The organism is Streptomyces composti (genome assembly GCF_012034205.1).
GTDB lineage: Bacteria > Actinomycetota > Actinomycetes > Streptomycetales > Streptomycetaceae > Streptomyces > Streptomyces composti.
This window is the reverse complement of record NZ_JAATEM010000041.1, coordinates 13,278-38,729: the sequence shown is the minus strand read 5'-3', so window position 1 is coordinate 38,729 and position 25,452 is coordinate 13,278. Positions and strand designations below refer to the sequence as shown.

The window sequence follows — 25,452 nt, the reverse complement described above, 5'->3', positions numbered from 1 at the left end:
GATGCGCATCACCTGACCCGCCACTCGAAGGAGTGAACATCGGACGTGAGTTGGGGGGCAAGTTCCGCTGTCCGATGCAGCGGCCTTGCGCGGCACGCCGGTTGGACGTCCGGGCCGGGCGGTGGCAGGATTCGCCGTCACGTCTTCCCGGAGCACAGCATTCCGCCCCAAAGTGGGCGGCTGACCTGCACAAGAGCGAGGATCCGGCGGACGTTGCCAGCCCGTTGCGCCCGTTGTGAAGGGGTCGTGCAGACTGGCCGGATGCGTACGGAGCTTGTTTCGGAACCCGGGGATCCGGACCGCCCCAACGAGGACTTCGCGAGCGTCGGACTTCCGGCCTCCGGACAGGGCGGCGCGCTCGTCGTGCTCGACGGGGTGACGCCGCCGAGGACCGGGACGGGGTGTCTGCATTCGGTCCCGTGGTTCACGGCCCGGCTGGGCGGAGCACTGACGGAACTGACCGTTTCGCTCCCGGATGTGCCGCTGACCGAGGTGCTGGCCGAGGCCATCTCCAGGACGGCCCGCGGCCACGCCGACAACTGTGACCTTTCTCACCCCCGTACGCCCCAGGCGACGGTCGTTCTGGCCCGCTGGTCACTGGCCTCGGTGGACTGGCTCGTCCTGTCCGACTCGGTCCTGCTGGCCGAGTCGCCGGCCGGTGAGGTCATCCCGCTGCTGGACGAACGGTTGTCCCTGCTGCCCCGCTCGGCGCTGGCCACGGACGCCCTGGTGGACGCCACGCTGCGCAACAAGGAGGGCGGCTTCTTCACCGCCGCGGCCGACCCGTCGGTGGCGGCGCGCGCGGTCACCGGTTCGCTGCCGCGCGGGCAGGTGCGGGCCCTGCTCGCCCTGACGGACGGCGCCGCCCGCTGGGTGGAGCGCTTCGGCCAGGGCGACTGGTCCGACTGCCTGGCCCTGGTCCGCAAGGAGGGCACGCAGGCCCTGGTGGACCGGGTGCGGGAGCTGGAGCGGGCGGCGGCCGAGGGCACCGCCGCCGGCCGCGGCAAGCGCCACGACGACGCGACGGCGGTCCACGTGGAGCTGTGAGACGGCGGCACGCAGGGAGCGGCGCACGGCCGGCTCCCGGCGGAGGCACCCGCGCTATGGAGCGGGGCGGAAGCACCCGGGCAGCGGAGCCGCCCGAAGGTGCCTGAGCAACGGAGCCGACCGGAAGCACCCGGGAAACGAGCAACGCAACCGGCCGAAGGCGCCCGGAACCGGGCCGGCCGGAAGCACCCGGGGAACCGGACCGGCGGGCGGCACCGGAGCCACGGGGCCGGCCGGGGGCCGGCTACTTCTCCATGCTCCTGTTCAGCTCCCCCAGCAGCCGCGCCAGCTCCGCCACCTCCCGCGGGTCCCAGTCCGCCAGCCGTCCGGCGTAACGGGCGCGGCGCGCCTCGCGGACCCTGCGGACCCGGTCCTGCCCCTCCTGGGTGAGCGCGACCAGCCAGGCGCGGCCGTCGGCCGGGTCGGGCTCGCGGGCGACCAGCCCCAGCTCCTCCAGCGCGCGCAGCTGGCGGGACATGGTGGCCTTGCCGACGCCGATGTAGGCGGCGAGTTCGGTGGCCCGCTGCCGGCCGCATTCATCCAAGCGGACGAGCAGCCCGTACGCGGAGGACTCCAGGTCCGGGTGGACCTCCCTGGCCATCTCCCCCTGGTTGGCCCGGGCGCGCCGCAACAGGACGGTCAACTCCCGTTCCAGCGCGAGGAACCCGGGCCGGTCCGCGCCCTCTCCGGGCGCCGGGGACGCGTCGCGCCCCGCGCTGCCGTTTCCGTCTTCCTGCACGTCAGCCCCTGCCTAGGTTTCCCGGTCGTGAACGTTTGCGCCAAGTGGCGACATCAATGCCGTCCGGTAAGTATTTCGCAGGCGTAGACCAGCGGCAGCGCCCGGACCCCCTTCCCGCTGCACGGTCTGCGTGCGCAGCTTTTCCCTTCACCAGGCGCGGATGTGTCATGCCCGCCGCACGGGCGGCGGCTGACACGTGTCAGCGCCCGGCTCACCCCACCGACGGAGGTACTTCATGCCCGGACGCATATCCGGTCTGCCCGGGTTGAGGGCGTTCACGGCCGGGGTCGCGGCCCTGCTCGCCGTCCTCTGGCTGCCCCGGCCGGCCACCGCGGCCGAGTCCCCGCCCGCCGTCCCGCCCCGCGGCTCCGCCTACATGGGCATGGGCGTCGTAGCCCACGACGGCCAGGGCGGTCTGCCGGTCGAGCGCGCGGCGCAGACCGAAGGCGTGGACGTCTCCAGCCACCAGGGCAATGTGGCCTGGCCGACCCTCTGGAACAGCGGCGTCCGCTGGGCCTACGCCAAGGCGACGGAGGGCACGTACTACCGGAATCCCTACTACGCGCAGCAGTACGGCGGTTCGTACGACGTCGGGATGATCCGCGGCGCGTACCACTTCGCCACCCCCGACACCTCCAGCGGCGCCACCCAGGCGGACTACTTCGTCGACCACGGCGGCGGCTGGTCCGCCGACGGCCGTACCCTGCCGGGCGCGCTGGACATGGAGTGGAACCCGTACGGGGACGACTGCTACGGCAAGTCCGCCAGTTCGATGGTGAGCTGGATCCGTGACTTCATGAACCAGTACCGGGCCCGCACCGGCCGCTACCCGGTGCTCTACACCTCGACCAGCTGGTGGAAGCTGTGCACCGGCAACTACTCCGGCTTCGCCGCCACCACCCCGCTGTGGATCGCCCGGTACGCCTCCACCGCGGGCGAGCTGCCGGCCGGCTGGAGCTACTACACGATGTGGCAGTACACCTCGACCGGTCCCACGGTCGGCGACCACGACCGCTTCAACGGCACCCTCGACCAGCTGCGCAAGCTGGCCCTGGGCAGCTGAGAAGCGCCTGCACGGCACGTGCCGCCCCCGGTCGTCCGGCCGGGGGCGCACTCAGGGTGAAGGCCCGGGCCTCCCTCACGGGACCCGGGCCTCCCCTCATCCGGTCGCCCCCGTCACGCGGCGACCGGAACCTCGGGCGCCGCGCCGTCGGTGGCCGGCGACAGCGCCAGCTCGAGGACCTGGCGGACGTCGGTGACGGTGCGGACGTCGAGCTTGTCCAGCACCTCGTCGGGCACGTCGTCCAGGTCGGGCTCGTTGCGCTTGGGGATGATCACGGTCTTGATGCCCGCCCGGTGGGCGGCGAGCAGCTTCTGCTTCACCCCGCCGATGGGCAGCACCCGCCCGGTCAGCGACACCTCGCCGGTCATCGCCACGTCGTTGCGGACCAGCCGGCCCGACAGGAGCGAGGCGAGGGCCGTGGTCATGGTGATGCCGGCGCTGGGGCCGTCCTTGGGGACCGCGCCCGCCGGGAAGTGGATGTGCACGCCCCGGTCCTTCAGGTCGCTCACCGGCAGCTCCAGCTCGGCGCCGTGGCTGCGCAGGAAGCTCAGCGCGATCTGCGCGGACTCCTTCATCACGTCGCCCAGCTGCCCGGTCAGCGTCAGGCCGGCCGCGCCGGTCTCCGGGTCCGCCAGCGACGCCTCCACGTAGAGCACGTCGCCGCCGGCGCCGGTCACCGCGAGCCCGGTGGCGACACCGGGGACGGAGGTGCGGCGCTCGGCCGGGTCCTGGGCGGACTCGGGCACGTGGTGCGGGCGGCCGATCAGCGGACGCAGGTCGGCCTCGGTGATGGTGAACGGCAGCTCCCGCTCGCCCAGCTCGTGCTGGGCGGCCACCTTGCGCAGCAGCCGTGCGATGGAGCGCTCCAGATTGCGCACGCCGGCCTCGCGCGTGTACTCGCCGGCCAGCTTGCGCAGCGCGGCCTCCTCGATGGTGACCTCGTCCGGGGCGAGCCCGGCCCGCTCCAGCTGCCGCGGCAGCAGGTGCTCGCGGGCGATGACGATCTTCTCGTCCTCGGTGTAGCCGTCCAGGCGGACGATCTCCATACGGTCCGCCAGCGCCTCCGGGATGGCCTCCAGGACGTTGGCGGTGGCCAGGAAGACCACGTCGGACAGGTCGAGCTCGACCTCCAGGTAGTGGTCGCGGAAGGTGTGGTTCTGCGCCGGGTCGAGCACCTCGAGCAGGGCGGCTGCCGGGTCGCCCCGGAAGTCCGAGCCCACCTTGTCGATCTCGTCGAGCAGCACCACCGGGTTCATCGACCCGGCCTCCTTGATGGCCCGCACGATCCGGCCGGGCATGGCGCCCACATAGGTGCGCCGGTGTCCGCGGATCTCGGCCTCGTCGCGGACGCCGCCGAGGGCCACGCGCACGAACGTGCGGCCCATCGCGTGGGCGACGGACTCGCCGAGCGAGGTCTTGCCGACGCCGGGCGGCCCGACCAGGGCGAGCACGGCACCGCCGCGCCGGCCGCCGACCACACCGAGGCCCCGCTCGGCCCGCCGCTTGCGCACCGCCAGGTACTCGATGATCCGTTCCTTGACGTCCTCCAGGCCGGAGTGCTCCGCGTCCAGCACCTCCTGGGCGGCGCGGATGTCGTAGGAGTCCTCGGTGCGCTCGTTCCACGGCATCTCGAGGACGGTGTCGAGCCAGGTGCGGATCCAGGCGCCCTCCGGGGACTGGTCGGAGGCGCGCTCCAGCTTGTCGACCTCCTTGAGCGCGGCCTCGCGCACCTTCTCCGGCAGGTCCGCGGCCTCGACGCGGGCGCGGTAGTCGTCGGACTCCTCGCCCTCGGCCTCGCCGTTGAGCTCGCGCAGCTCCTTGCGCACGGCCTCCAGCTGGCGGCGCAGCAGGAATTCGCGCTGCTGCTTGTCGACGCCCTCCTGGACGTCCTTGGCGATGGACTCGGCCACGTCCTGCTCGGCGAGGTGGTCGCGCAGCTGCTGAGTGGCCAGCTTCAGCCGGGCCACCGGGTCGGTGGTCTCCAGCAGCGCCACCTTCTGCTCGGTGGTCAGGAACGGTGAGTAGCCGGAGTTGTCGGCGAGCGCCGCGACGTCGTCGATCGCCTGCACCCGGTCGACCACCTGCCAGGCGCCGCGCTTGCGCAGCCAGGAGGTGGCGAGCGCCTTGTACTCCTTGACCAGCTCGGTGACCTGGCCGGGCAGCGGGTCGGGCACGTGCTCCTCGATCGGGGTGCCCTCCACCCACAGCGCCGCCCCGGGCCCGGTGGTGCCCGCGCCGATCCGGATGCGGGTCCTGGCGCGGATGAGGGCGCCGGGATCGCCGTCGGCGAGCCTGCCGACCTGCTCGACGGTGCCCAGGACGCCGGTGCCGGCGTAGGTGCCGTCGATACGGGGGACCAGGAGCACCTTCGGCTTGCCCCCCTCGTTGCGGGCTGCGGCCTGCGCGGCCTCCACAGCCGCGCGCACCTCGGAGTCGCTCAGGTCCAGCGGGACCACCATCCCGGGCAGCACGACCTCGTCGTCGAGCGGCAGCACGGGCAGGGCGAGCGGTGTGGACTCAGCAGCCATGATCGTCCCTTCGGCAGTCAAGTTGAGCTACACCGACTCAATGCTCGTGAGCCTCAGAATGTTCCCCAAGCTTTGTTCGCTCAGAGCGATCGACGCCGGGCGGCGCGGCGCTCGCTCCGGCGCCGGCCGGCGATCAACCCGGGGCACCGGACCATCACCCGAGCGAGGGAAGCGCCCGCCCCGGACGGACGGCGGCGCCTGCCAAGATGAACGGATGTCCACCCCGTACGACATTCCCGATGCACCCGAAGCCCTGGACCGCCGCGAGGGCCCGTACGGCGAGGTCGTGCTGCGCAGGCACGGCGGCCTGCTGCAGATCATCGCCAACGGATGCTTCCTGATGGACACCTCCGACGGCCGCTCGGAGCGGCGTCTCGTCGACGCCGCCCTGGCCGAGCTGGACGCCGCCGACCGGCGCGCCGGGGACGAGCCGCGCCCGGCGCCGCACGTGCTGATCGGCGGGCTGGGTGTGGGCTTCTCGCTCGCACACGCCGCCGCGGACCCGCGCTGGGGCCGGATCACCGTGGTGGAACGCGAGCCCGCGGTCATCGACTGGCACCGCACGGGACCGCTCGGCACGCTGAGCGCCGAGGCGCTCGCCGACCCGCGCACCGAGATCGTCGAGGCGGACCTGATCACCTACGTCAATGAGACATACGCCACGTTCGACGCCCTGTGTCTCGACATCGACAACGGCCCCGACTGGACCGTCACCGAGGACAACGAGGGGCTCTACTCACCGGCCGGACTGTCGGCGTGCGCGCGGGCGTTGAGGTCACGCGGCGTGCTCGCGGTGTGGTCGGCGCAGCCCTCCCCGGATTTCGAAGAAACCTTGCGGAATGCCGGATTCCGTCAGGTGCGTACCGAAGAGATCCCCGTTGCCCGGGGCGTTCCGGACGTCGTGCACCTCGGCGTACGCCCTGGATAGCTAAGGCGCCGCGACTCCCCGTACGCTGCTGCACTGACGCAGATCATTCAAGCGTCAAGCGCAGTCCTGCGCTGATCACGGATCACCCCACGGATTCCGGAAAGCACACCTCAGGGGCGGGCGATGGAGCAGACACACACCTCCCACAACGGCACGGCGGCGACCACACCCGGCGCGCAGCGCCGGATCCTGGTGGTCGAGGACGACGCGACGATCGTGGACGCCATCGCGACCCGCCTGCGCGCCGAGGGTTTCCTGGTGCAGACGGCGGGCGACGGCCCGTCCGCGGTGGACACCGCGGAGGCCTGGCAGCCCGACCTGCTGATCCTCGACGTCATGCTGCCGGGCTTCGACGGCCTGGAAGTCTGCCGGCGGGTGCAGGCGCAGCGGCCGGTTCCGGTGCTGATGCTCACCGCGCGTGACGACGAGACCGACATGCTGGTGGGCCTCGGCGTCGGCGCCGACGACTACATGACCAAGCCGTTCTCCATGCGCGAGCTGGCGGCGCGGGTGCACGTGCTGCTGCGCCGCATGGAGCGGGCCGCGCTCGCGGCCACCACCCCGCGCAGCGGCATCCTGCGCCTGGGCGAGCTGGAGATCGACCACGCCCAGCGCCGGGTGCGCGTGCGCAGCGAGGACGTCCACCTGACGCCCACCGAGTTCGACCTGCTGGTCTGCCTGGCCAACACGCCGCGCGCGGTGCTCTCCCGCGAGCAGCTGCTGGCCGAGGTGTGGGACTGGGCGGACGCCTCCGGCACCCGGACCGTCGACAGCCACATCAAGGCGCTGCGCCGGAAGATCGGCGCCGAGCGCATCCGTACCGTGCACGGCGTGGGCTACGCCCTGGAGACGCCGACGCCATGAGCGACGGGCCGGCCGCGCGCAGGAGTGCCGGGGTGCCCAGGTCCTGGGCCGGGGTCAGCCCGTTCTCGATCAAGACCAAGCTGGCCGCCCTGGTGGTCGTCTCGGTGCTGATCACCACCGGTCTGTCCATGATCGCGGTGCACACCAAGACCGAGCTGCGGTTCATCATGGTCTTCTCCATGATCGCCACGCTGCTGATCACCCAGTTCGTGGCGCACTCGCTGACCGCGCCGCTGGACGACATGAACGCGGTGGCCCGCTCGATCTCGCAGGGCGACTACACCCGCCGCGTCCAGGTGAACCGCAAGGACGAGCTGGGCGACCTGGCACAGACGATCAATGTCATGGCCGACGAGCTGGAGGCCCAGGACCGGCGCCGCAAGGAGCTCGTGGCCAATGTCTCGCACGAGCTGCGCACCCCGATCGCGGGCCTGCGCGCGGTGCTGGAGAACATCGTCGACGGGGTCACCGAGGCCGACCCGGAGACCATGCGCACGGCGCTGAAGCAGTCCGAGCGCCTCGGCCGCCTGGTGGAGACCCTGCTGGACCTGTCCCGCCTGGACAACGGCGTGGTCCCGCTCAAGCAGCGGCGCTTCGAGGTGTGGCCGTATCTGTCGGGCGTGCTCAAGGAGGCCAACCTGGTCGCCTCCGCCCGCGCCGGCATCGCCAGCGACTCGGGCAGCCACACCCGCACCGACGTCCATCTGCACCTCGACGTCTCCCCGCCGGAGCTCACCGCGCACGCCGACCCCGAGCGCATCCACCAGGTGGTCGCCAACCTGATCGACAACGCGGTCAAGCACAGCCCGCCGCACGGCCGGGTGACGGTCAAGGCGCGGCGCGGCCCGCAGCCGGAGTCGCTGGAGCTGGAGGTCCTCGACGAGGGGCCGGGCATCCCGCGCGCCGAGTGGCACCGCGTCTTCGAACGCTTCAACCGCGGCAGCGTCAACCGGCCGCACGGCCCGGGCAGCGACGGCGGCACCGGTCTGGGCCTGGCGATCGCCCGCTGGGCCGTCGATCTGCACGGCGGCAAGATCGGCGTGGCCGAATCGGAGCGCGGTTGCCGAATCCTTGTCACTCTTCCGGGCAGCCCGCCTCGGCAAAGTTGACGTAAAGTTCGAACCTGAGCCTCAAGATCCACAGGCGTCCACGCTGACGGACACGTGTGATCAGCCACGGACCCGCGCGCGCCGCGCGACGGGCCTCGGCCGACGCATCCCTGATACGGCCGGAAGAAGCAAAACCTCGCTTGTTTCCCGCCATTTCCAGCGCCGAAACACGCTGATCAATGTGACTTGCACGACGTTGAACGGGCCCGGCCTGACCTTCTCGCGCCTGGGGGCGTAGCCTTTATTTCCGCTGTCCATCACCTTGTGAAGCGGAAGAGGGCGGTTGCCGCCGTGTCGCCACAGTCCCCCAGTAACTCGAGCATCTCGACCGACACCGACCAAGCGGGCAAGAACCCCGCGGCCGCGTTCGGTGCGAACGAGTGGCTCGTCGACGAGATCTATCAGCAGTACCTCCAGGACCCGAACTCGGTGGACCGAGCCTGGTGGGACTTCTTCGCCGACTACAAGCCAGGGGCGCCCTCCGCCTCGGCTCCGGCGGGTACCGCGGCCACGGGGGCCGCGGGCACCTCCCCCACCGCTCAGCCCACCGCCGAGGCCCCCGCACAGCAGCAGGCGCAGGCCGCCCCGGCCAAGCCCGCCGCGCAGCAGGCGCCCGCCGCTCCGGCGCAGCCCGCCGCGAAGCCGGCCCAGGCACAGGCTCCGGCGAAGGCCGCGGCCCCGGCCGCCAAGCCCGCCGCCGCCCAGCCGAAGGCTCAGGCGAAGGCTCCGGCGAAGGCCGACGGTGAGGCCCCGAGCGGTCCCGAGAAGGTGACCCTGCGCGGTCCGGCCGCCGCGGTGGCCAAGAACATGGACGCCTCCCTGGAGCTGCCGACGGCCACCTCCGTGCGCGCCGTTCCGGTGAAGCTGCTGTTCGACAACCGGATCGTCATCAACAACCACCTCAAGCGGGCCCGGGGCGGGAAGATCTCCTTCACGCACATCATCGGCTACGCCATGGTCCAGGCGATCAAGGCGATGCCGTCGATGAACTGGTCCTACGCGAAGGTGGACGGCAAGCCCACCCTGGTCAAGCCGGAGCACATCAACCTCGGTCTCGCCATCGACCTGGTCAAGCCCAACGGCGAGCGCCAGCTGGTCGTCGCGGCGATCAAGAAGGCCGAGACCATGAACTTCTTCGAGTTCTGGCAGGCCTACGAGGACATCGTCCGTCGTGCTCGCGACAACAAGCTCACGATGGACGACTTCACCGGTGTGACGGTCTCCCTGACCAACCCCGGTGGCCTGGGCACCGTCCACTCGGTGCCGCGCCTGATGCCCGGCCAGTCGCTGATCATGGGCGTCGGCTCCATGGACTACCCGGCCGAGTTCCAGGGCACCAGCCAGGACACCCTGAACAAGCTCGGCATCTCGAAGGTCATGACGCTCACGTCGACCTACGACCACCGGGTGATCCAGGGCGCCGCCTCCGGTGAGTTCCTGCGCACCGTCGCCAACCTGCTGCTCGGCGAGAACAACTTCTACGACGACATCTTCGAGGCGCTGCGCATCCCCTACGAGCCGGTCCGCTGGCTCAAGGACATCGACGCCAGCCACGACGACGACGTCACCAAGGCCGCCCGGGTCTTCGACCTGATCCACGCCTACCGGGTCCGCGGCCATGTGATGGCCGACACCGACCCGCTGGAGTACAAGCAGCGCAAGCACCCCGACCTCGACATCGTCGAGCACGGGCTGACGCTGTGGGACCTGGAGCGCGAGTTCGCCGTCGGCGGCTTCGCCGGCAAGTCGATGATGAAGCTGCGCGACATCCTCGGCGTGCTCCGCGACTCGTACTGCCGCACCACCGGCATCGAGTTCATGCACATCCAGGACCCCAAGCAGCGCAAGTGGATCCAGGACCGGGTGGAGCGCCCGCACTCCAAGCCGGAGCGCGAGGAGCAGCTGCGCATCCTGCGCCGGCTGAACGCCGCCGAGGCCTTCGAGACGTTCCTGCAGACCAAGTACGTCGGCCAGAAGCGCTTCTCGCTGGAGGGCGGCGAGTCCGTCATCCCGCTGCTCGACGCGGTGCTCGACTCGGCCGCCGAGTCCCGCCTGGACGAGGTCGTCATCGGCATGGCCCACCGCGGCCGGCTGAACGTTCTCGCCAACATCGTCGGCAAGTCGTACGCGCAGATCTTCCGCGAGTTCGAGGGCAACCTCGACCCGAAGTCGATGCACGGCTCCGGCGACGTGAAGTACCACCTGGGCGCCGAGGGCACCTTCACCGGCCTGGACGGCGAGCAGATCAAGGTCTCGCTGGTCGCCAACCCCTCCCACCTGGAGGCGGTCGACCCGGTCCTGGAGGGCGTCGCCCGCGCCAAGCAGGACATCATCGGCAAGGGCGGCACGGACTTCACCGTGCTCCCGGTGGCGATCCACGGCGACGCGGCCTTCGCGGGCCAGGGCGTGGTGGCCGAGACCCTGAACATGTCGCAGCTGCGCGGCTACCGCACCGGCGGCACGGTCCACATCGTCATCAACAACCAGGTCGGCTTCACCGCCGCCCCGGAGTCGTCCCGCTCGTCGATGTACGCCACCGACGTGGCGCGGATGATCGAGGCCCCGATCTTCCACGTCAACGGCGACGACCCGGAGGCCTGCGTCCGCGTCGCCCGGCTGGCCTTCGAGTTCCGCCAGGCGTTCAACAAGGACGTGGTCATCGACCTCATCTGCTACCGCCGCCGCGGTCACAACGAGTCGGACAACCCGGCCTTCACCCAGCCGCTGATGTACGACCTGATCGACAAGAAGCGCTCGGTGCGCAAGCTGTACACCGAGTCGCTGATCGGTCGCGGCGACATCACCCTGGAGGAGGCCGAGCAGGCCCTGCAGGACTACCAGGGCCAGCTGGAGAAGGTCTTCACCGAGGTCCGCGAGGCCACCTCGCAGCCGGCGTCGGTGGAGCCGTCCGACCCGCAGGCGGAGTTCCCGGTCGCCGTGAACACCGCGGTGACCAGCGAGGTCGTCAAGCGGATCGCCGAGTCCCAGGTCAACATCCCCGACCACATCACGGTCCACCCGCGCCTGCTGCCCCAGCTGCAGCGCCGGGCGACCATGGTCGAGGACGGCACCATCGACTGGGGCATGGGCGAGACCCTCGCCTTCGGCTCCCTGCTGCTGGAGGGCGTGCCGGTCCGCCTCGCGGGCCAGGACTCCCAGCGCGGCACCTTCGGCCAGCGCCACGCGGTGATCATCGACCGCAACACCGGCGAGGAGTACACGCCGCTGCAGTACCTCTCCGAGGACCAGGCGCGGCTGAACGTCTACAACTCCCTGCTGTCCGAGTACGCGGCGATGGGCTTCGAGTACGGCTACTCGCTGGCCCGCCCCGACGCGCTCGTGCTGTGGGAGGCGCAGTTCGGCGACTTCGCCAACGGCGCCCAGACGGTCGTGGACGAGTTCATCTCCTCCGCCGAGCAGAAGTGGGCCCAGACCTCCGGTGTGGTCCTGCTCCTGCCGCACGGCTACGAGGGCCAGGGCCCGGACCACTCCTCGGCCCGCCCGGAGCGGTTCCTGCAGCTGTGCGCCCAGAACAACATGACGGTCGCCATGCCGACCTCGCCGGCGAACTACTTCCACCTCCTGCGGTGGCAGGTGCACAACCCGCACCACAAGCCGCTGATCGTCTTCACCCCGAAGTCGATGCTGCGCCTGAAGGCCGCCGCGTCGAAGGCGGAGGAGTTCACCTCCGGGCAGTTCCAGCCGGTCATCGGCGACAACTCGGTCGACCCGGCCGCGGTCAAGAAGGTCGTCTTCTGCGCCGGCAAGGTCTACTACGACCTGGACGCCGAGCGTCAGAAGCGCGGCGCGACGGACACCGCGATCATCCGCATCGAGCGCCTGTACCCGCTGCCGGGTGCCGAACTCCAGGCGGAGATCAAGAAGTACCCGAACGCCGAGAAGTACCTGTGGGCCCAGGAGGAGCCGGCGAACCAGGGTGCCTGGCCGTTCATCGCGCTCAACCTGATCGACCACCTGGACCTGGCGGTCGGCGCCGACCTCCCGCCCGCCGAGCGTCTGCGCCGCATCTCGCGGCCGCACAGCTCGTCCCCGGCGGTCGGCTCGGCCAAGCGCCACCAGGCCGAGCAGGAGCAGCTGGTCCGCGAGGTCTTCGAGGCCTGAGCCCGCGCCTCACGGTCCCGCGCCCCGCGGGGTTCCTCCGGGCCGCATCCCCTGCTCAGGGGGTGCGGCCCGCCCCTTTGCGGCCACTTATCCTGGACGGCATGTACTTCACCGACCGTGGCATCGAGGAACTGGAGAAGCGGCGCGGCGAGGAGGAGATCACCTTCGAGTGGCTCGCCGAGCAGCTGCGCACGTTCGTGGATCTGAACCCCGACTTCGAGGTCCCGGTCGAGCGTCTGGCGACCTGGCTGGCCCGGCTGGACGACGAGGACGACGAGTAGGCCCGCGGGAGCCCGTCGGGGTTCTCGCGGCCTGCCACGGGTCTCCGCGCCGGCCGGCGCACGGCCCGCCGCCGGCGCCCCCGCGTTTCCTCTGGTGTCCGGGGCGCTCCCTCCGGTGCCCGGGGCGCCCTCTCGCAGGAGCCCCCTTCCCCGCGCAGGTCAGGGGCGCCCTCCCACGGGCGCAGTCCTGCCGTGGTCTCCTGCCGTCCTGCCCGCGTCAACGAAGGCCACCCACCGCCACCCACACGAGTGCCTTGACTTTCCCTCCCCGCGATATATCGTGAATCACGTAATACGCGATATGGCGCGTGTCTAGGAGGTCCCACCATGCCCGAGTGGTCCGTCACGGAGCCCACGAAGCTCACTTTCGACGAGCCCGTGACCGAACTCCATGTGCGCATCGTCAACGGCACGGTGAACGTCGTGGGCACGGAGGAGAGTTCCGCGCGCCTCGAGGTCTCGGAGGTGGAGGGGCCACCTCTGATCGTCACCCAGAAGGGCGGCACTCTCAGCGTGGCCTACGAGGACCTGCCCTGGAAGGGCTTCCTCAAGTGGCTGGACCGCAAGGGCTGGCGCCGCAGCGCCGTCGTCTCCCTCGCCGTCCCGGCCGCCACGCGCGTCGAGGTCGGCGTGGTCGGCGCCTCGGCCGTCGTCTCCGGCCTGCGGGGCCCCTCCGTGATCAAGGGCGTCACCGGCGACACCACCCTGGTCTCCCTCTCCGGTCCGGTCCGCGCGGACACGGTGTCCGGCAGTCTGGAGGCCCAGTCGGTCACCGGCGACCTCCGCTTCAACTCGGTCTCCGGCGACCTCACCGTGCTCGACGGGTCCGGCTCCTCGGTCAAGGCCGACTCGGTCAGCGGCTCGATGATCGTCGACCTCGACCCCGACGGCCCGACGGACGTCCGGCTGACCAGCGTCTCCGGTGAGATAGCGATCCGTCTGCCCTACCCGGCCGACACGGAGGTCGAGGCCAACACGGCCAGCGGCGCCGTCTCCAACGCCTTCGACGACCTCCGGGTGCACGGCCAGTGGGGCGCCCACAAGATCACCGGCCGACTGGGCGCCGGAACCGGCAAGCTGCGGGCGACCACCGTCTCCGGCTCCATCGCCCTGCTGCGCAGGCCACCACGCGAGGACGAGCCGTGGGACGCTCCCCCCGCCGGCACCACGGACACCCAGGCCGACGGCCCGACCGACAAGAAGGTGCTCTGACATGCCCCCCGTCTTCGCCCACGGACGCCTCCGCCTCTACCTGCTCAAGCTGCTGGACGAGGCCCCGCGCCACGGCTACGAGGTGATCCGCCTCCTGGAGGAGCGCTTCCAGGGCCTGTACGCCCCCTCCGCGGGCACGGTCTACCCCCGGCTGGCCAAGCTGGAGGCGGAGGGCCTGGTCACCCACACCATGGAGGGCGGCCGCAAGGTGTACTCCATCACCGACGCGGGCCGCGCCGAGCTGGCCGGCCGCAGTGGCGAACTGGCCGACCTGGAAATGGAGATCCGCGAGTCGGTCGCCGAACTGGCGGCCGAGATCAAGGCGGACGTCCGCGGGGCGGCGGGCGACCTGCGCCGCGAGATGCGCGCCGCGGCCAGCAAGGCTCGTACCACCGGCACGCACACCGACGACGACGTCTTCTCCGGCGACTTCACCGGCCTCACCGACCGCGAGGCCTGGCGCGCCGCCAAGGAGGAGATGCGCCGGGCCAAGCAGGAATGGAAGGAGCAGGCCCGCCGCGCCAAGGACGAGAGCCGCCGCTCCCGCGAGGAGGCCCAGCGCGCCCGCCTCCAGGCCAAGGAGGCCCAGGACCGGGCGCGGGAGGAGGTGCAGCGCATCGCCCGGCGGGTCCAGGAGCACGTGCAGGACCACTTCGCCCGGGGCGACTGGCCGACGGGCCTGCGCGAGGGGCTGAGCGAACTCATCAAGGAAGTGGGCGACTTCGGCAAGAACGGCTGGGCCGCCAAGGACCCGGCGTCCGCGCCCGAGTACTCCCAGACACCGGAGGACTTCCCCGCCGCCTATGTCCCCGAGTGGGCGCACGAGGGGGCGACGGACTCCACCGGGGACCCGGCCCGCGACCTGGACCGCCTGCTCGACCGCTTCCGCGACGACATCCGCGACGCGGCCCGCGACCACGGCGTCACCGAGGAGCAGCTCCGCGACGCACGCCGCCACCTGTCCACGGCCGCGGCCCACATCGCCGCCCTGCTCCACAGGGAGAAGACCGGCTGACGCCCGTCACCCCGCCTTGGCCTCGCCGCTCCCGTAGAGCACCCGGCTCACGGACTCATAGGTCACCCCGTGACCGGCGAGCACCTCGGCGGGGACACCGGGCCGGCCGGTGAGGGCGAGCAGGATGTGCTCGTCGCCGATGCGCCGTTCCCGCTGGGCGAGGGCGATGCGCAGCGTCCGCTGCAGCACGTCCTTCGCCCCCTTCCCGAACGGCACATGCCCCCGCCGCCCCCGCTGGCCTCCCGACAAGGCACCGACCCCGTGCACGTCCTCCACCCGGGCCACGACCTCGTCCACATCGATCCCCAGCCCGGCCAGCGCCTCCGCCTCGGCCTGCGTCAGCCCACCCCGCCTCCGAGCAGCCTCCAACTCCCCCCGCACCGCGTCCTTCCACTCCCCGCCCCCGAGCGCGGCCAGCGCGAACGAGCCCCGGCTCCCCTCGCTCTCCAGCAGCCCCAGCAGCAGATGCTCGGGCGTCACCGACGCCGCCCCCACCGACGCCGCCTGCGCGACCGCTCCCTTGACCACCGCACGGGCGTCCTTGGTGAACCGCTCGAACATCAATGCCTCCCGTACTTCTTGTGCACGGCCTGCCGGCTCACGCCGAGTTCGTTGGCGATCTCCTGCCAGGACCATCCCTGATTGCGCGCGCTGCGCACCTGCACCGCCTCGAGCTGCTCCAGCAGCCTCCGCAGCGCGGCGACGGCCCGCAGGCCGACCCTCGGATCCCGGTCCCCGGCCCGCTCGGCCAGATCGGTTGCCTCACTCACCCTGTCAACCTACGTTGCCCCCCCCTTTCGCGTCAACCCCGGTTGACAAACGAAACGGCCGGCCCGAACCCCGGACCGGCCGCCGCACCGTGCGTCACTCAGCCGTTCGTCAGCACGACCTTCCCGAACAGCTCGCCCGACGCCATCTTCTCGAAGCCCTCCCGGGCCCGGTCCATCGGCAGCACCTCGTCGATCACGGGCCGCACCCCCGTCGCCGCACAGAACGCGAGCAGATCCTCCAGCTCCTCCTTGGTCCCCATCGTGGACCCCACGACCTTCAGCTCCAGGAAGAAGATCCGCGTCAGCTCCGCATGCGAGGGCCGGTCACCACTCGTCGCCCCGGAGATCACCAGCGTGCCGCCCGGCTTCAGCGACTTCACCGAGTGCGACCAGGTGGCGGCGCCCACGGTCTCGATCACCGCGTCCACCCGCTCCGGCAGCCGCGCCCCCGACTCCACCGCCTCCACCGCGCCGAGCTCCAGCGCCCGCTTCCGCTTCGCCTCGTCACGACTGGTGGCGTACACCCTGAGCCCCGCGGCCTTGCCGAGCACGATCGCAGCGGTGGCCACCCCACCGCCCGCGCCCTGCACCAGCACCGAGTCACCGGGCCGCACACCGGCGTTGGTGAACAGCATCCGGTAGGCGGTCAGCCAGGCCGTGGGCAGACAGGCGGCCTCCTCGAAGGACAGCTCCTTCGGCTTGGGCAGCAGATTCCACGTGGGCACGGCCACCTTCTCAGCGAACGTCCCCTGGTAACGCTCCGTCAGGATGGACCGCGGCTCACGGGGCCCCACCCCGTGCCCGGTCTGCCCGATGACGGAATGCAGGACCACCTCGTTGCCGTCCTCGTCGACGCCGGCGGCGTCGCAGCCGAGGATCATCGGCAGCTTGTCCTCGGAGAGGCCCACGCCCCGCAGGGACCAGAGGTCGTGGTGGTTGAGCGAGGCGGCTTTCACCGTGACGGTGCTCCAGCCGGGGCGGGCCTCGGGAGCCGGCCGCTCTCCCAACTCCAGACCGGTGAGGGGCTGGTCACGGTCGATTCGGGCAGCGTAGACAGCGAACATGGGGTCGACGATAGGTTCCCGCCCCCGCTTGAGGAACCAACGGGGTCTGTGACACACACCCTCTTGCACATTCCGTTCACCATCCGGCTGCCCCCGCCCCGCTCCGCCCGCGCACCCGACACCGGTGCCGGCCGGCGGTGGCCGGCACTCACCAGCCTGGCGTGGTGCCGCAGCCGCACCGCCGGCACGGTCGGACGCGCACCGCCCCGCTCACCCGGACGGGTGTACCCGCACGCGCGCATACACACGGCTCGGCCCCGCCCCCAACCGGGGACGGGGCCGAACGAGAACGCCGGGCGAGACGACACCGCAGCCGGGCGGCGAACCTAGCGGCGCGCGACGCCCTCGGCCCGCGCTGCCGCGGCCACCGCCGCCGTCACCGCCGGAGCGACCCGCTCGTCGAACGGCGACGGGATGACGTAGTCAGCGGCCAGATCGTCCCCGACCACCGACGCCAACGCCTCCGCAGCCGCCAGCTTCATGCCCTCCGTGATCCGGGAGGCCCGCACCTGCAGCGCCCCCGCGAAGATCCCCGGAAACGCCAGCACGTTGTTGATCTGGTTCGGGAAGTCCGACCGCCCGGTCGCCACAACCGCCGCGTACTTGTGCGCGACCTCCGGATGCACCTCCGGGTTCGGGTTGGCCATGGCGAAGACGAACGCCCCCTCCGCCATCGACGCCACCGCCGCCTCCGACACCGTCCCGCCGGAGACGCCGATGAACACATCGGCCCCCTCCAGCGCGGCCTCGAGCGACCCCGAGAGGCCCGACTTGTTCGTGAACGAGGCGACTTCCGCCTTGATCGGCGTCAGATCATCCCGGTCCCGCGACACGACACCCTTGCGGTCCGCCAGCGCCACGTCCCCGATACCGGCCTCGACCAGCATCTTCGCGATGGCGACCCCCGCCGCACCCGCACCGGAGATCACCGCCCGCAGCTCGCTGAGCGCCCGCCCGCTGAGCCGCGCGGCGTTCCGCAGCGCCGCCAGCGTCACGACCGCCGTGCCGTGCTGGTCGTCGTGGAAGACCGGGATGTCCAGCCGTTCCTGCAGCTTCCGCTCGACCTCGAAGCACCGCGGCGCCGAGATGTCCTCCAGGTTGATGCCCCCGAAGGACGGCGCCAGCCGCACCACCGTCTCGACGATCTCGTCCACGTCCGTGCAGCTCAGCGCGAGCGGAACCGCGTCCACCCCACCGAACTGCTTGAACAGGATCGCCTTGCCCTCCATCACCGGGAGGGACGCCTCGGCCCCGATGTCACCGAGGCCCAGTACGGCCGTACCGTCCGTCACGACGGCGACGACCGACGACTTCCACGTGTAGTCATGGACGAGTTCCGGCTGCTCGGCGATCGCGCTGCACACCTTCGCGACGCCGGGCGTGTACGCCAGGGACAGATCGTCCTTGTCACGGACCGGCACGGTGGCCTGCACAGCCATTTTGCCGCCGCGATGCAGCGCGAACGCCGGGTCGAAGGAGTCGAGGGACGTGAGGGGCTCCGCCCCGTCCTGCTCGCTGTCGCTCCCGGCCTCACTGTCGCTGCGAGGATTCACAATCTCCGCTGCCACTAGGTTTTACCCCTTAAGTGTTCATGGTTTGAGGGTTTAACCACTTCAGGTGAGAAGTGGGCGGGACCGCGCAGAGCCCGGTGGGTTGATGCGTACGGGCCAAACGCGACGGGCGCGCCGCACACGCGCCCTGAGCCCCGGATGAGGGGTGTAAAGAACCTTCATACCGGACCGACGCCGCCGACGACGAGTCCATAACGCGAAGGTCACATGCCGAGGCCGGGACTCATCGTCCAATTTCAGGACAAGACCTGGACAAACGCTCGGCAAGCGCTCGCGGCCCGGCAAACGTGACGGCCGAATCCTCGCCCGACCCCGTTCCGCCGGAGATCTTCCGGCCTAAACCGAAGTTTCCCGCAACCCATCCGGCCTGTTCACGGCCAGGTGGGCCGCATCATCGGCCACCCGTTATCCATTTTTGACATTGGTCACCCCCTGAATAGCGCAGTCCGAATGGCAAGATGCGGTAATCACACGAGGTCGCGACACTCGAAGGCGTGTGCTCTCGTCGACCCATGGCGCTGCTTTACTCCCTGGTAACAGCAGTCGCCGGCCCCATCGGCATCTCCACCCATCCGCCGGAGGAACCCACCATGACCGCAAGCACCACCCGTCGTACCACCGCCGCACGCTCGAAGATTGCAGCGGTCGGCGCGATCGCGGTCGCAGGCGCACTGCTTCTCACCGGCTGCGGTGACCAGACCCAGGACAACGGCTCGAGCAACACGGACACCGCCACGTCGGCGGCTCCGCTCGCGGACAAGCTGCCCAAGGCGATCCGCGACAAGGGCGTCATCAAGGTCGGCTCGGACATCGCATACGCCCCGGTCGAGTTCAAGGACGACTCCGGCAAGACGGTCGGCATCGACCCCGACCTCGCGGCGGCCATGGGCAAGCAGCTCGGCGTCACCTTCGAATTCGAGAACGGCACCTTCGACACGCTGATCACCGGTCTGCGCTCCAAGCGCTACGACATCGCCATGTCCGCGATGACGGACACCAAGGACCGCCAGGAGGGCATCGACTCCGAGACCGGCAAGAAGGTCGGTGAGGGCGTCGACTTCGTCGACTACTTCACCGCCGGTGTGTCGATCTACACCAAGAAGGGCGACGACCAGGGCATCAAGACCTGGTCCGACCTGTGCGGCAAGAAGATCGTGCTGCAGCGCGGCACGGTCTCCGAGGACCTCGCCAAGGCCGAGAACAAGAAGTGCCCGGCCGGCAAGAAGATCGCCATCGAGGCCTTCGACAACGACCAGCAGGCCCAGACCCGCCTGCGCGCGGGCGGCGCCGACGCCGGCTCCTCCGACTTCCCGGTCGCCGCGTACGCCGTGAAGACCTCCGGCGGCGGCAAGGACTTCCAGCTGGTCGGCGAGCAGGTCGAAGCGGCTCCGTACGGCATCGCGGTCGCCAAGAACAACACCCAGCTGCGCGACGCGCTGAAGGCCGCGCTCGACGCGATCATCGAGAACGGCGAGTACGAGAAGATCCTCGACAAGTGGGGCGTCGCCGAGGGCGCCGTCAAGGAAGCCACGATCAACGGCGGCAAGTGACCGCGCGCGAGCGGCACTGAAAGGCAACATCCGTGACAGTCGACACCGACAAGACGACGGGCCCGGCCGGCACTCCCCCGGCCGGCCCGGAGGCCATCAAGGCCATCCCGGTCCGCCACTACGGCCGGTACGTCTCCGCAGTGATCGCTCTCGCCCTGCTGGGCGGAGTCGTCTACGCGTTCTCCCAGGGCAAGATCGAGTGGGACGCGATCCCCAACTACTTCTTCGACGACCGCATCCTCGACGGTGTCGGCAAGACACTGCTGCTCACCGTCCTCGCGATGGCGATCGGCATCGTCGGCGGCATCCTGCTCGCCGTCATGCGCCTGTCGAAGAACCCGGTCACCTCGTCGATCGCGTGGTTCTACATCTGGTTCTTCCGGGGCACCCCGGTGCTGGTCCAGCTGATCGTCTGGTTCAACCTGGGCCTGGTCTTCGAGTACATCAACCTCGGGCCGTTCTACAAGGACGAGTGGTCGGACTTCATGACCCCGTTCCTGACGGCGCTGCTGGGTCTGGGCCTCAATGAGGCCGCCTACATGGCGGAGATCTGCCGTGCCGGTCTGCTCTCGGTCGACGAGGGCCAGACCGAGGCCTCGCACGCGCTCGGCATGAGCCACGCCAAGACGCTGCGCCGGATCGTCATCCCGCAGGCGATGCGCGTGATCGTGCCGCCGACGGGCAACGAGGTCATCAACATGCTGAAGACGACCTCGCTGGTCTCGGTCGTCCAGTACCCCGAGCTGCTCCGTGCCGCTCAGGACATCGGCCAGACCTCCGGCGCCCCGGCCGAGATGCTGTTCCTTGCCGCGGCCTGGTACCTGCTGCTGACCTCGGTCTTCAGCGTCGGCCAGTACTACCTCGAGCGGTACTACGCGAAGGGCTCGACCCGCCAGCTGCCGCCGACGCCGCTCCAGAAGATCAAGGCGAACCTGCTCTCCCTCGGTCGCCCGAACGGAGGCACCGCATGACCGACAAGCTCGCCAAGAAGGACACGCCGGCCAAGGACACCACCGTCCCCATGGTGAAGGCGGAGGGCGTCCACAAGTCCTTCGGTCAGGTGGAGGTCCTCAAGGGCATCGACCTGGAGGTCAAGCAGGGCGAGGTCTTCTGCCTCATCGGCCCCTCCGGCTCCGGCAAGTCGACCTTCCTGCGGTGCATCAACCACCTGGAGAAGATCAACGCCGGCCGTCTCTACGTGGACGGCGAGCTCGTGGGCTACCGCCAGAAGGGCGACAAGCTCTACGAGCTGAAGGACACCGAGGTCGCCCTGAAGCGCCGCGACATCGGCATGGTCTTCCAGCGCTTCAACCTGTTCCCGCACATGACCGCGCTGGAGAACATCATCGAGGCGCCGGTGCAGGTCAAGGGACAGAACAAGGCGCAGGCCAAGGAGCGCGCCATGCAGCTCCTGGAGCGCGTGGGCCTGGCCGACAAGGCCGCGAACTACCCCTCGCAGCTCTCCGGCGGCCAGCAGCAGCGCGTGGCCATCGCCCGGGCGCTGGCCATGGAACCCAAGCTGATGCTCTTCGACGAGCCGACCTCGGCCCTCGACCCGGAGCTGGTCGGCGACGTCCTGGACGTCATGCGGGACCTGGCGCAGTCGGGCATGACGATGGTCGTCGTCACCCACGAGATGGGCTTCGCCCGCGAGGTCGGCGACAGCCTGGTCTTCATGGACGGCGGTGTGGTGGTCGAGTCGGGCAACCCGCGCGACGTCCTGACCGACCCGCAGCACGAGCGCACCAAGGCGTTCCTGTCCAAGGTGCTGTGATCCACGGCGGCCACGGCGGTCGCGGTCGCCGTGGCCCGTGCGGCCCGCATGGTTCGCATGGCCTGCACGGCCTGCCCGCTCACTGAGCGCCACACGGAGCGCCACACGGAGCGCCACACGGAGCGCCACACGGAGGGGCGGTACGGTCACCCGTACCGCCCCTCCGTGTTCCCCTCCGGCCGCCGGCCCCGGCCTACTTCAGGGCCAGCAGCAGCGTGTCCGCCGGTGAGCACCACACCGGCCGGGCCTCCGCGAAGCCCGCCTCGCGCAGCACCCGTGCGTGCCAGGCCGCGGACGGCATGTCGCCGTCCGCGTGATCGCCGTAGATCTCGAAGCGCCGCGCGGTCGGCCCGGCCAGCACCGGGTCCCTGGCAGCGAGCTGCCACCACTGAGCCCAGTCGAGCGCCCCGTCGCGCCTGGCCTGATCCATGCGGGCCTCGCGCTGCGCGCGCTCGGCCGCGTTGATCCGTGGCGTCGTCTCGTCGATCATGTGGTCCGCGTTCATGAAGACACCGCCGTCGCGGACCAGTCCCGCGATCCGGCCGTAGAGATCCGCGAGGGGTTCCCGGTGCAGCCAGTGCAGGGCCGTCGCGGTCAGTACGGCGTCGTAGGAGTCGTGGGGCAGCCTCGACACCCAGTCGGGGTCCTTGAGGTCCGCGGTGACGAGGGTGACGCGTTCGTCGCCCGCGAAGGTGCCCTCGGCGATCGCGAGCAGCGCCGGGTCCAGGTCCACCCCGGTGCTGGTGGCGTCCGGGAACCGGGCGAGCAGCCGGGCGGTGATGCTGCCGGTGCCGCAGGCCAGGTCGAGCACCCGGGGTGCGGTGCCGACCAGCGCCTCGACCATGTCGAGCATCACCCGGAACCGTTCCTCCCGGTCGGGCAGGTACCACTCCTGCTGGCGGTCCCAGCTCTCCTGCCAGGCCCGCCAGTCGGTGCCGAAGGTGTCCGTGGTGCCGTCGGCGGCCGGGTTGCCGGCCTCGCCGGCCGCTCCGGTGTGCGTTTCCGTGCTCCTGTCGGTGCCCGTCATCGAGCCGCGCTCCCTCGCACTCGTCACGTAATACCCTGAATGCACGATCGTCTGTTACCTGACCGCATGCACGACCATAGAGCCCACGCGTAAGGACTACAAGTGGAACTGGCCTATTACTCCGACTACGCCGTCCGCCTCGTCAACACCGAGGAACCGGCGCGGGGGAAGGACACGCTGACCTCTGTCGAGGCGGTACGCGATCTGTTCGGCGCCAATCAGTCGGCCGCCCGCCGCGCCACGGAGGCCGATGTCACCCGGTTCCGCTCGGTCCGGGCCCGGCTGCGCGCCGTCTTCGAGGCGGCCGACTCCGGCGACGAGACCCTGGCGGTGGACCTGCTGAACTCGCTGCTGCTCGAGTTCCCGGTCAGCCCGCAGATCTCCGGCCACGACTTCCGCGACGACGACGGCCGTCCGCTGTGGCACATGCACCTGGCCGACCACCCGTCCAACGCCACCGCCGGCTACGCCGCGATCGCCGCGATGGGCCTGGCCTTCCACCTCACCGAGTACGGAGTGGACCGCCTGGGCCTGTGCCAGGCGCCGCCCTGCCGCAACGCCTACCTGGACACCTCGACCAACCGGTCGCGCCGCTACTGCTCCGACCGCTGCGCCACCCGCGCCAATGTGGCCGCCTACCGCGCCCGCAAGCGCCTGGAGGCCGACCGCTCGGAGGAGAACACCGGCCGGGCCGCGGAGAGCGCCCAGGCGAGCAGCGCCAGCGGCGAGCGCTGAGCGGGCTTGCGGGGCCGGTAGCGAAAGCGCACCTTGCCCAGCACCAGCTCGTCGGGCACCACCCCGTAGTCGGTGCTGTCGCCGCCCGCGTAGCCGTTGTCCCCCAGCACCCACCAGCCGCCGTCGCGCCGCTCGGCGATCCGCTTGACGACGAGCAGGTCCTGCTGGAAGGGGTGGCGCAAGACCACGACGTCACCCACCCGGACGCGGGCTCCGTAGTGCACCAGGAGCCGGTCCCCGTGATACAGCGTCGGCACCATGGACGGCCCCGTCACCTCGGCCACCCCGAAGGGCAGGGTCGACCTCGTCCGCTCGGCGTCCGACAACTCCGGCATCACCCGGCACCTCCCCGGTCTTTCCTCCACCAGTCTCAGTGTGACCCCGGACTTTTGTCCTAAGCCTGCGGGGGCACCCGCGAAAAGGGGTCACGCAGGGAGTAATGTCCCCCCTGAGAAGACGATCACGAGGGAGGAATGCTTCATGCTTTCCCGCCTGTTTGCGCCCAAGGTCACGGTCAGCGCGCACTGCGACCTGCCCTGCGGCGTGTACGACCCGGCCCAGGCCCGCATCGAGGCGGAGTCGGTGAAGGCCATCCAGGAGAAGATGGCCGGCAACGACGACCCGCACTTCCGGGCTCGTGCCGCTCACATCAAGGAGCAGCGCGCGGAGCTCGCGAAGCACCACGTCTCCGTGCTGTGGAGCGACTACTTCAAGCCGCCGCACTTCGAGAAGTACCCCGAGCTGCACCAGCTGGTGAACGACACGCTGAAGGCCCTGTCGGCCGCCAAGGCGTCGACGGACCCGGCCACCGGTCAGAAGGCGCTGGACTACATCGCCCAGATCGACAAGATCTTCTGGGAGACGAAGAAGGCTTGATCTTCGGTCATGCCCTCTGACCTGCGGTTTCCTTGATCGCCTGGTCTTGCAGTCCGCACCCGGTCCGCAGTCCGCCGAGCACGGCGTCCATGACGGACCGGGTGCGGTCTTCTTCACCCGGCCACAGGTGGGCGTAGATCCGCAGCGTGATCACGGCGGACGCGTGGCCGAGGACCAGCTGGACCTGCTTGACGCTCGCCCCGCCGGCGATGAGGGCGGAGGCGTAGAAGTGCCGCAGGTCGTGGGTCACCATGTGCGGCAGCTCGACGGGTTTACGACCCTCGCGCTCGGCCGCCTTGTTCTCCTCCGCCTGGAGCGCCCTGCGGGCGCAGTTCCACTCCGTCTTCCAGCGGCGGTAGTTGAGGGGCTCGCCCTCCTCCATCGTGAACAGCCACTCATTGGAGGGGCGTGCGGCGAGGTGCGCGAGGAGAGCGTCGGTGACGACCTCGCCGACCGGCACCGTACGCCGGGACTTCGCGGTCTTCGGCGGGCCGATCTTCCCCGACTGAAGGCGCTGCCGCTCGACGCGGATGGTGCCGGCCTTGAAGTCGACGTCCGACACCTTGAGGCCGAGCAGCTCGCCTATGCGCAAGCCCGATCCGGCGAGCGTGACGATGGCCGCCCGGGTGTACGGCGGCATGACGCGGGCCATGGCCTCTACCTGCGCGACCGTGGGCGGGGTGACCTCCTCGTCCGGCATGGGCGGAAGGGTGATCCGGCGGCACGGGCTGGACGCGATGACCTTGTCCTCGACAGCAGCGGTCATGACGCGCACGAGGACGTCGTAGACGTTGCGCACGCTGCCGGGGCCGAGCTGTTCGGACAGTCCCTTGAACAGCACCTGTATGTCATTGCGACGTATCGCGGCCATGGCGCGGGAGCCGAGCGCCGGCACGAGGTGCAGCCGGAGGGCGTTGTCGGTGATGCGCTCGGCTGCCTCGCCTGCGATGAGCGATTCCTCCCACCTCCCCGCATACTTCTCGAACGAGATCCGTCCGGCGCGGGGGTCGACGTACTGGCCGGTGACGATGCTGGCGGTGACCTCGTCGAGCCAGCGCTGGGCGTCGAGCTTGCGCTCGAAGTGGCGGGCGTGCTCTTTGCCGTCGAGGTCGCGGTAGCGGGCCCGCCATTTGCCGTTGGGGCGCTTCTGGATGTTGGCCAAGTGGCTTCTCCCTTC

At 70.5% G+C, this 25,452-nt stretch carries 23 protein-coding genes; 14 read left to right on the top strand and 9 right to left on the bottom strand.

From position 1 onward, the window contains the following. Nucleotides 1–261 precede the first annotated feature (261 nt). A complete protein-coding gene (locus tag HCJ93_RS26895) occupies nucleotides 262–1,047 on the top strand; it encodes a hypothetical protein (protein ID WP_167998423.1) in 786 nt (261 codons plus the stop codon). Nucleotides 1,048–1,291: 244 nt separating this feature from the next. Here the strand turns inward: HCJ93_RS26895 and HCJ93_RS26890 are convergent, their stop codons facing one another. After that, nucleotides 1,292–1,786: a MarR family winged helix-turn-helix transcriptional regulator gene (locus HCJ93_RS26890; RefSeq protein ID WP_167998422.1), complete on the bottom strand. Its 495-nt coding sequence runs from the start codon at nucleotides 1,784–1,786 to the stop codon at nucleotides 1,292–1,294. A gap of 235 nt (nucleotides 1,787–2,021) precedes the next feature. Between HCJ93_RS26890 and HCJ93_RS26885 the strand changes: the two genes are divergently transcribed. After that, the gene (locus HCJ93_RS26885; RefSeq protein ID WP_167998421.1) at nucleotides 2,022–2,849 is read left to right on the top strand and encodes a lysozyme; all 828 of its coding nucleotides are present in this window, start codon (nucleotides 2,022–2,024) and stop codon (nucleotides 2,847–2,849) included. Nucleotides 2,850–2,962: 113 nt separating this feature from the next. On the opposite strand, the gene lon is transcribed toward HCJ93_RS26885, so the two are convergent. Continuing rightward, nucleotides 2,963–5,377, bottom strand: coding sequence for an endopeptidase La (gene lon, locus HCJ93_RS26880; protein ID WP_167998420.1), 2,415 nt, complete (start codon nucleotides 5,375–5,377; stop codon nucleotides 2,963–2,965). A 214-nt stretch (nucleotides 5,378–5,591) separates the two neighbouring features. On the opposite strand from lon, the gene HCJ93_RS26875 reads away from it, so the two are divergent. From HCJ93_RS26875 to HCJ93_RS26845, 7 genes are all read left to right on the top strand, one after another. Further along, on the top strand, nucleotides 5,592–6,305 hold the full coding sequence (locus HCJ93_RS26875; RefSeq protein ID WP_167998419.1) for a spermine/spermidine synthase domain-containing protein: 714 nt from the start codon (nucleotides 5,592–5,594) through the stop codon (nucleotides 6,303–6,305). Nucleotides 6,306–6,428: 123 nt separating this feature from the next. Next, entirely contained in the window at nucleotides 6,429–7,169 is a 741-nt protein-coding gene (locus HCJ93_RS26870; RefSeq protein WP_167998418.1) for a response regulator transcription factor, read from the top strand. After that, nucleotides 7,166–8,278, top strand: coding sequence for a HAMP domain-containing sensor histidine kinase (locus HCJ93_RS26865; protein WP_167998417.1), 1,113 nt, complete (start codon nucleotides 7,166–7,168; stop codon nucleotides 8,276–8,278). Before HCJ93_RS26870 ends, HCJ93_RS26865 begins: the two co-directional genes overlap by 4 nt. 291 nt (nucleotides 8,279–8,569) lie before the next feature. Further along, nucleotides 8,570–12,400 carry a multifunctional oxoglutarate decarboxylase/oxoglutarate dehydrogenase thiamine pyrophosphate-binding subunit/dihydrolipoyllysine-residue succinyltransferase subunit gene (locus tag HCJ93_RS26860; protein ID WP_167998416.1) on the top strand — a complete coding sequence of 1,277 codons (3,831 nt, stop codon included), beginning with the start codon at nucleotides 8,570–8,572 and terminating at the stop codon, nucleotides 12,398–12,400. A gap of 101 nt (nucleotides 12,401–12,501) precedes the next feature. Then, complete coding sequence (locus HCJ93_RS26855) at nucleotides 12,502–12,681, top strand: DUF6104 family protein (protein WP_028420339.1); 180 nt, start codon at nucleotides 12,502–12,504, stop codon at nucleotides 12,679–12,681. 327 nt (nucleotides 12,682–13,008) lie between these two features. Continuing rightward, nucleotides 13,009–13,893: a DUF4097 family beta strand repeat-containing protein gene (locus tag HCJ93_RS26850; RefSeq protein ID WP_167998415.1), complete on the top strand. Its 885-nt coding sequence runs from the start codon at nucleotides 13,009–13,011 to the stop codon at nucleotides 13,891–13,893. Nucleotide 13,894: 1 nt separating this feature from the next. After that, nucleotides 13,895–14,908 carry a PadR family transcriptional regulator gene (locus HCJ93_RS26845; protein ID WP_167998414.1) on the top strand — a complete coding sequence of 338 codons (1,014 nt, stop codon included), beginning with the start codon at nucleotides 13,895–13,897 and terminating at the stop codon, nucleotides 14,906–14,908. A 6-nt stretch (nucleotides 14,909–14,914) separates the two neighbouring features. Here HCJ93_RS26845 and HCJ93_RS26840 read toward each other — a convergent pair whose 3' ends face one another. The 4 genes from HCJ93_RS26840 to HCJ93_RS29955 form a co-directional block, all read right to left on the bottom strand. Then, complete coding sequence (locus HCJ93_RS26840) at nucleotides 14,915–15,469, bottom strand: Clp protease N-terminal domain-containing protein (protein ID WP_167998413.1); 555 nt, start codon at nucleotides 15,467–15,469, stop codon at nucleotides 14,915–14,917. Beyond that, nucleotides 15,469–15,678 carry an HTH domain-containing protein gene (locus HCJ93_RS26835; RefSeq protein ID WP_167998412.1) on the bottom strand — a complete coding sequence of 70 codons (210 nt, stop codon included), beginning with the start codon at nucleotides 15,676–15,678 and terminating at the stop codon, nucleotides 15,469–15,471. Before HCJ93_RS26835 ends, HCJ93_RS26840 begins: the two co-directional genes overlap by 1 nt. Before the next feature lie 98 nt (nucleotides 15,679–15,776). Next, nucleotides 15,777–16,742: a zinc-binding dehydrogenase gene (locus HCJ93_RS26830; RefSeq protein WP_167998411.1), complete on the bottom strand. Its 966-nt coding sequence runs from the start codon at nucleotides 16,740–16,742 to the stop codon at nucleotides 15,777–15,779. Nucleotides 16,743–17,068: 326 nt separating this feature from the next. Further along, entirely contained in the window at nucleotides 17,069–18,310 is a 1,242-nt protein-coding gene (locus tag HCJ93_RS29955) for an NAD(P)-dependent malic enzyme (RefSeq protein ID WP_167998410.1), read from the bottom strand. Nucleotides 18,311–18,903: 593 nt separating this feature from the next. Here HCJ93_RS29955 and HCJ93_RS26820 point away from each other — a divergent pair. Genes HCJ93_RS26820 through HCJ93_RS26810 form a run of 3 tightly spaced genes read left to right on the top strand, consistent with a single transcriptional unit; the run spans nucleotide 18,904 to nucleotide 21,637 of the window. Further along, a complete protein-coding gene (locus HCJ93_RS26820; RefSeq protein WP_167998444.1) occupies nucleotides 18,904–19,863 on the top strand; it encodes an ABC transporter substrate-binding protein in 960 nt (319 codons plus the stop codon). A gap of 32 nt (nucleotides 19,864–19,895) precedes the next feature. Beyond that, complete coding sequence (locus HCJ93_RS26815) at nucleotides 19,896–20,834, top strand: amino acid ABC transporter permease (protein ID WP_167998409.1); 939 nt, start codon at nucleotides 19,896–19,898, stop codon at nucleotides 20,832–20,834. Next, nucleotides 20,831–21,637, top strand: coding sequence for an amino acid ABC transporter ATP-binding protein (locus HCJ93_RS26810; protein ID WP_277350785.1), 807 nt, complete (start codon nucleotides 20,831–20,833; stop codon nucleotides 21,635–21,637). Before HCJ93_RS26815 ends, HCJ93_RS26810 begins: the two co-directional genes overlap by 4 nt. Nucleotides 21,638–21,830: 193 nt before the next feature. Here HCJ93_RS26810 and HCJ93_RS26805 read toward each other — a convergent pair whose 3' ends face one another. Next, nucleotides 21,831–22,664, bottom strand: coding sequence for a class I SAM-dependent methyltransferase (locus HCJ93_RS26805; RefSeq protein WP_167998408.1), 834 nt, complete (start codon nucleotides 22,662–22,664; stop codon nucleotides 21,831–21,833). A gap of 102 nt (nucleotides 22,665–22,766) precedes the next feature. Here HCJ93_RS26805 and HCJ93_RS26800 point away from each other — a divergent pair, with 102 nt between their 5' ends. Then, nucleotides 22,767–23,399 carry a CGNR zinc finger domain-containing protein gene (locus tag HCJ93_RS26800; RefSeq protein ID WP_167998407.1) on the top strand — a complete coding sequence of 211 codons (633 nt, stop codon included), beginning with the start codon at nucleotides 22,767–22,769 and terminating at the stop codon, nucleotides 23,397–23,399. On the opposite strand, the gene sodX is transcribed toward HCJ93_RS26800, so the two are convergent. Beyond that, nucleotides 23,300–23,734: a nickel-type superoxide dismutase maturation protease gene (sodX, locus tag HCJ93_RS26795; protein WP_167998406.1), complete on the bottom strand. Its 435-nt coding sequence runs from the start codon at nucleotides 23,732–23,734 to the stop codon at nucleotides 23,300–23,302. The two genes, HCJ93_RS26800 and sodX, sit on opposite strands and share 100 nt — an antisense overlap. Before the next feature lie 145 nt (nucleotides 23,735–23,879). On the opposite strand from sodX, the gene sodN reads away from it, so the two are divergent. After that, nucleotides 23,880–24,275, top strand: a complete 396-nt coding sequence (sodN, locus tag HCJ93_RS26790) for a superoxide dismutase, Ni (RefSeq protein ID WP_167998405.1) — start codon at nucleotides 23,880–23,882, stop codon at nucleotides 24,273–24,275. Nucleotides 24,276–24,282: 7 nt separating this feature from the next. On the opposite strand, the gene HCJ93_RS26785 is transcribed toward sodN, so the two are convergent. Next, nucleotides 24,283–25,437: a tyrosine-type recombinase/integrase gene (locus tag HCJ93_RS26785; protein WP_167998404.1), complete on the bottom strand. Its 1,155-nt coding sequence runs from the start codon at nucleotides 25,435–25,437 to the stop codon at nucleotides 24,283–24,285. Nucleotides 25,438–25,452 lie beyond the last annotated feature (15 nt).

Coding starts and splice junctions, on each gene's coding strand:
- HCJ93_RS26865 (WP_167998417.1), top strand. CDS start 7,166: ATGAGCGACGGGCCGGCCGCGCGCAGGAGTGCCGGGGTGCCCAGGTCC.
- HCJ93_RS26840 (WP_167998413.1), bottom strand. CDS start 15,469: ATGTTCGAGCGGTTCACCAAGGACGCCCGTGCGGTGGTCAAGGGAGCG.
- HCJ93_RS26810 (WP_277350785.1), top strand. CDS start 20,831: ATGACCGACAAGCTCGCCAAGAAGGACACGCCGGCCAAGGACACCACC.
- sodN (WP_167998405.1), top strand. CDS start 23,880: ATGCTTTCCCGCCTGTTTGCGCCCAAGGTCACGGTCAGCGCGCACTGC.
- sodX (WP_167998406.1), bottom strand. CDS start 23,734: ATGCCGGAGTTGTCGGACGCCGAGCGGACGAGGTCGACCCTGCCCTTC.
- HCJ93_RS26845 (WP_167998414.1), top strand. CDS start 13,895: ATGCCCCCCGTCTTCGCCCACGGACGCCTCCGCCTCTACCTGCTCAAG.
- HCJ93_RS26805 (WP_167998408.1), bottom strand. CDS start 22,664: ATGACGGGCACCGACAGGAGCACGGAAACGCACACCGGAGCGGCCGGC.
- HCJ93_RS26870 (WP_167998418.1), top strand. CDS start 6,429: ATGGAGCAGACACACACCTCCCACAACGGCACGGCGGCGACCACACCC.
- HCJ93_RS26855 (WP_028420339.1), top strand. CDS start 12,502: ATGTACTTCACCGACCGTGGCATCGAGGAACTGGAGAAGCGGCGCGGC.
- HCJ93_RS26895 (WP_167998423.1), top strand. CDS start 262: ATGCGTACGGAGCTTGTTTCGGAACCCGGGGATCCGGACCGCCCCAAC.
- HCJ93_RS26885 (WP_167998421.1), top strand. CDS start 2,022: ATGCCCGGACGCATATCCGGTCTGCCCGGGTTGAGGGCGTTCACGGCC.
- HCJ93_RS26820 (WP_167998444.1), top strand. CDS start 18,904: ATGACCGCAAGCACCACCCGTCGTACCACCGCCGCACGCTCGAAGATT.
- lon (WP_167998420.1), bottom strand. CDS start 5,377: ATGGCTGCTGAGTCCACACCGCTCGCCCTGCCCGTGCTGCCGCTCGAC.
- HCJ93_RS26875 (WP_167998419.1), top strand. CDS start 5,592: ATGTCCACCCCGTACGACATTCCCGATGCACCCGAAGCCCTGGACCGC.
- HCJ93_RS26850 (WP_167998415.1), top strand. CDS start 13,009: ATGCCCGAGTGGTCCGTCACGGAGCCCACGAAGCTCACTTTCGACGAG.
- HCJ93_RS26830 (WP_167998411.1), bottom strand. CDS start 16,742: ATGTTCGCTGTCTACGCTGCCCGAATCGACCGTGACCAGCCCCTCACC.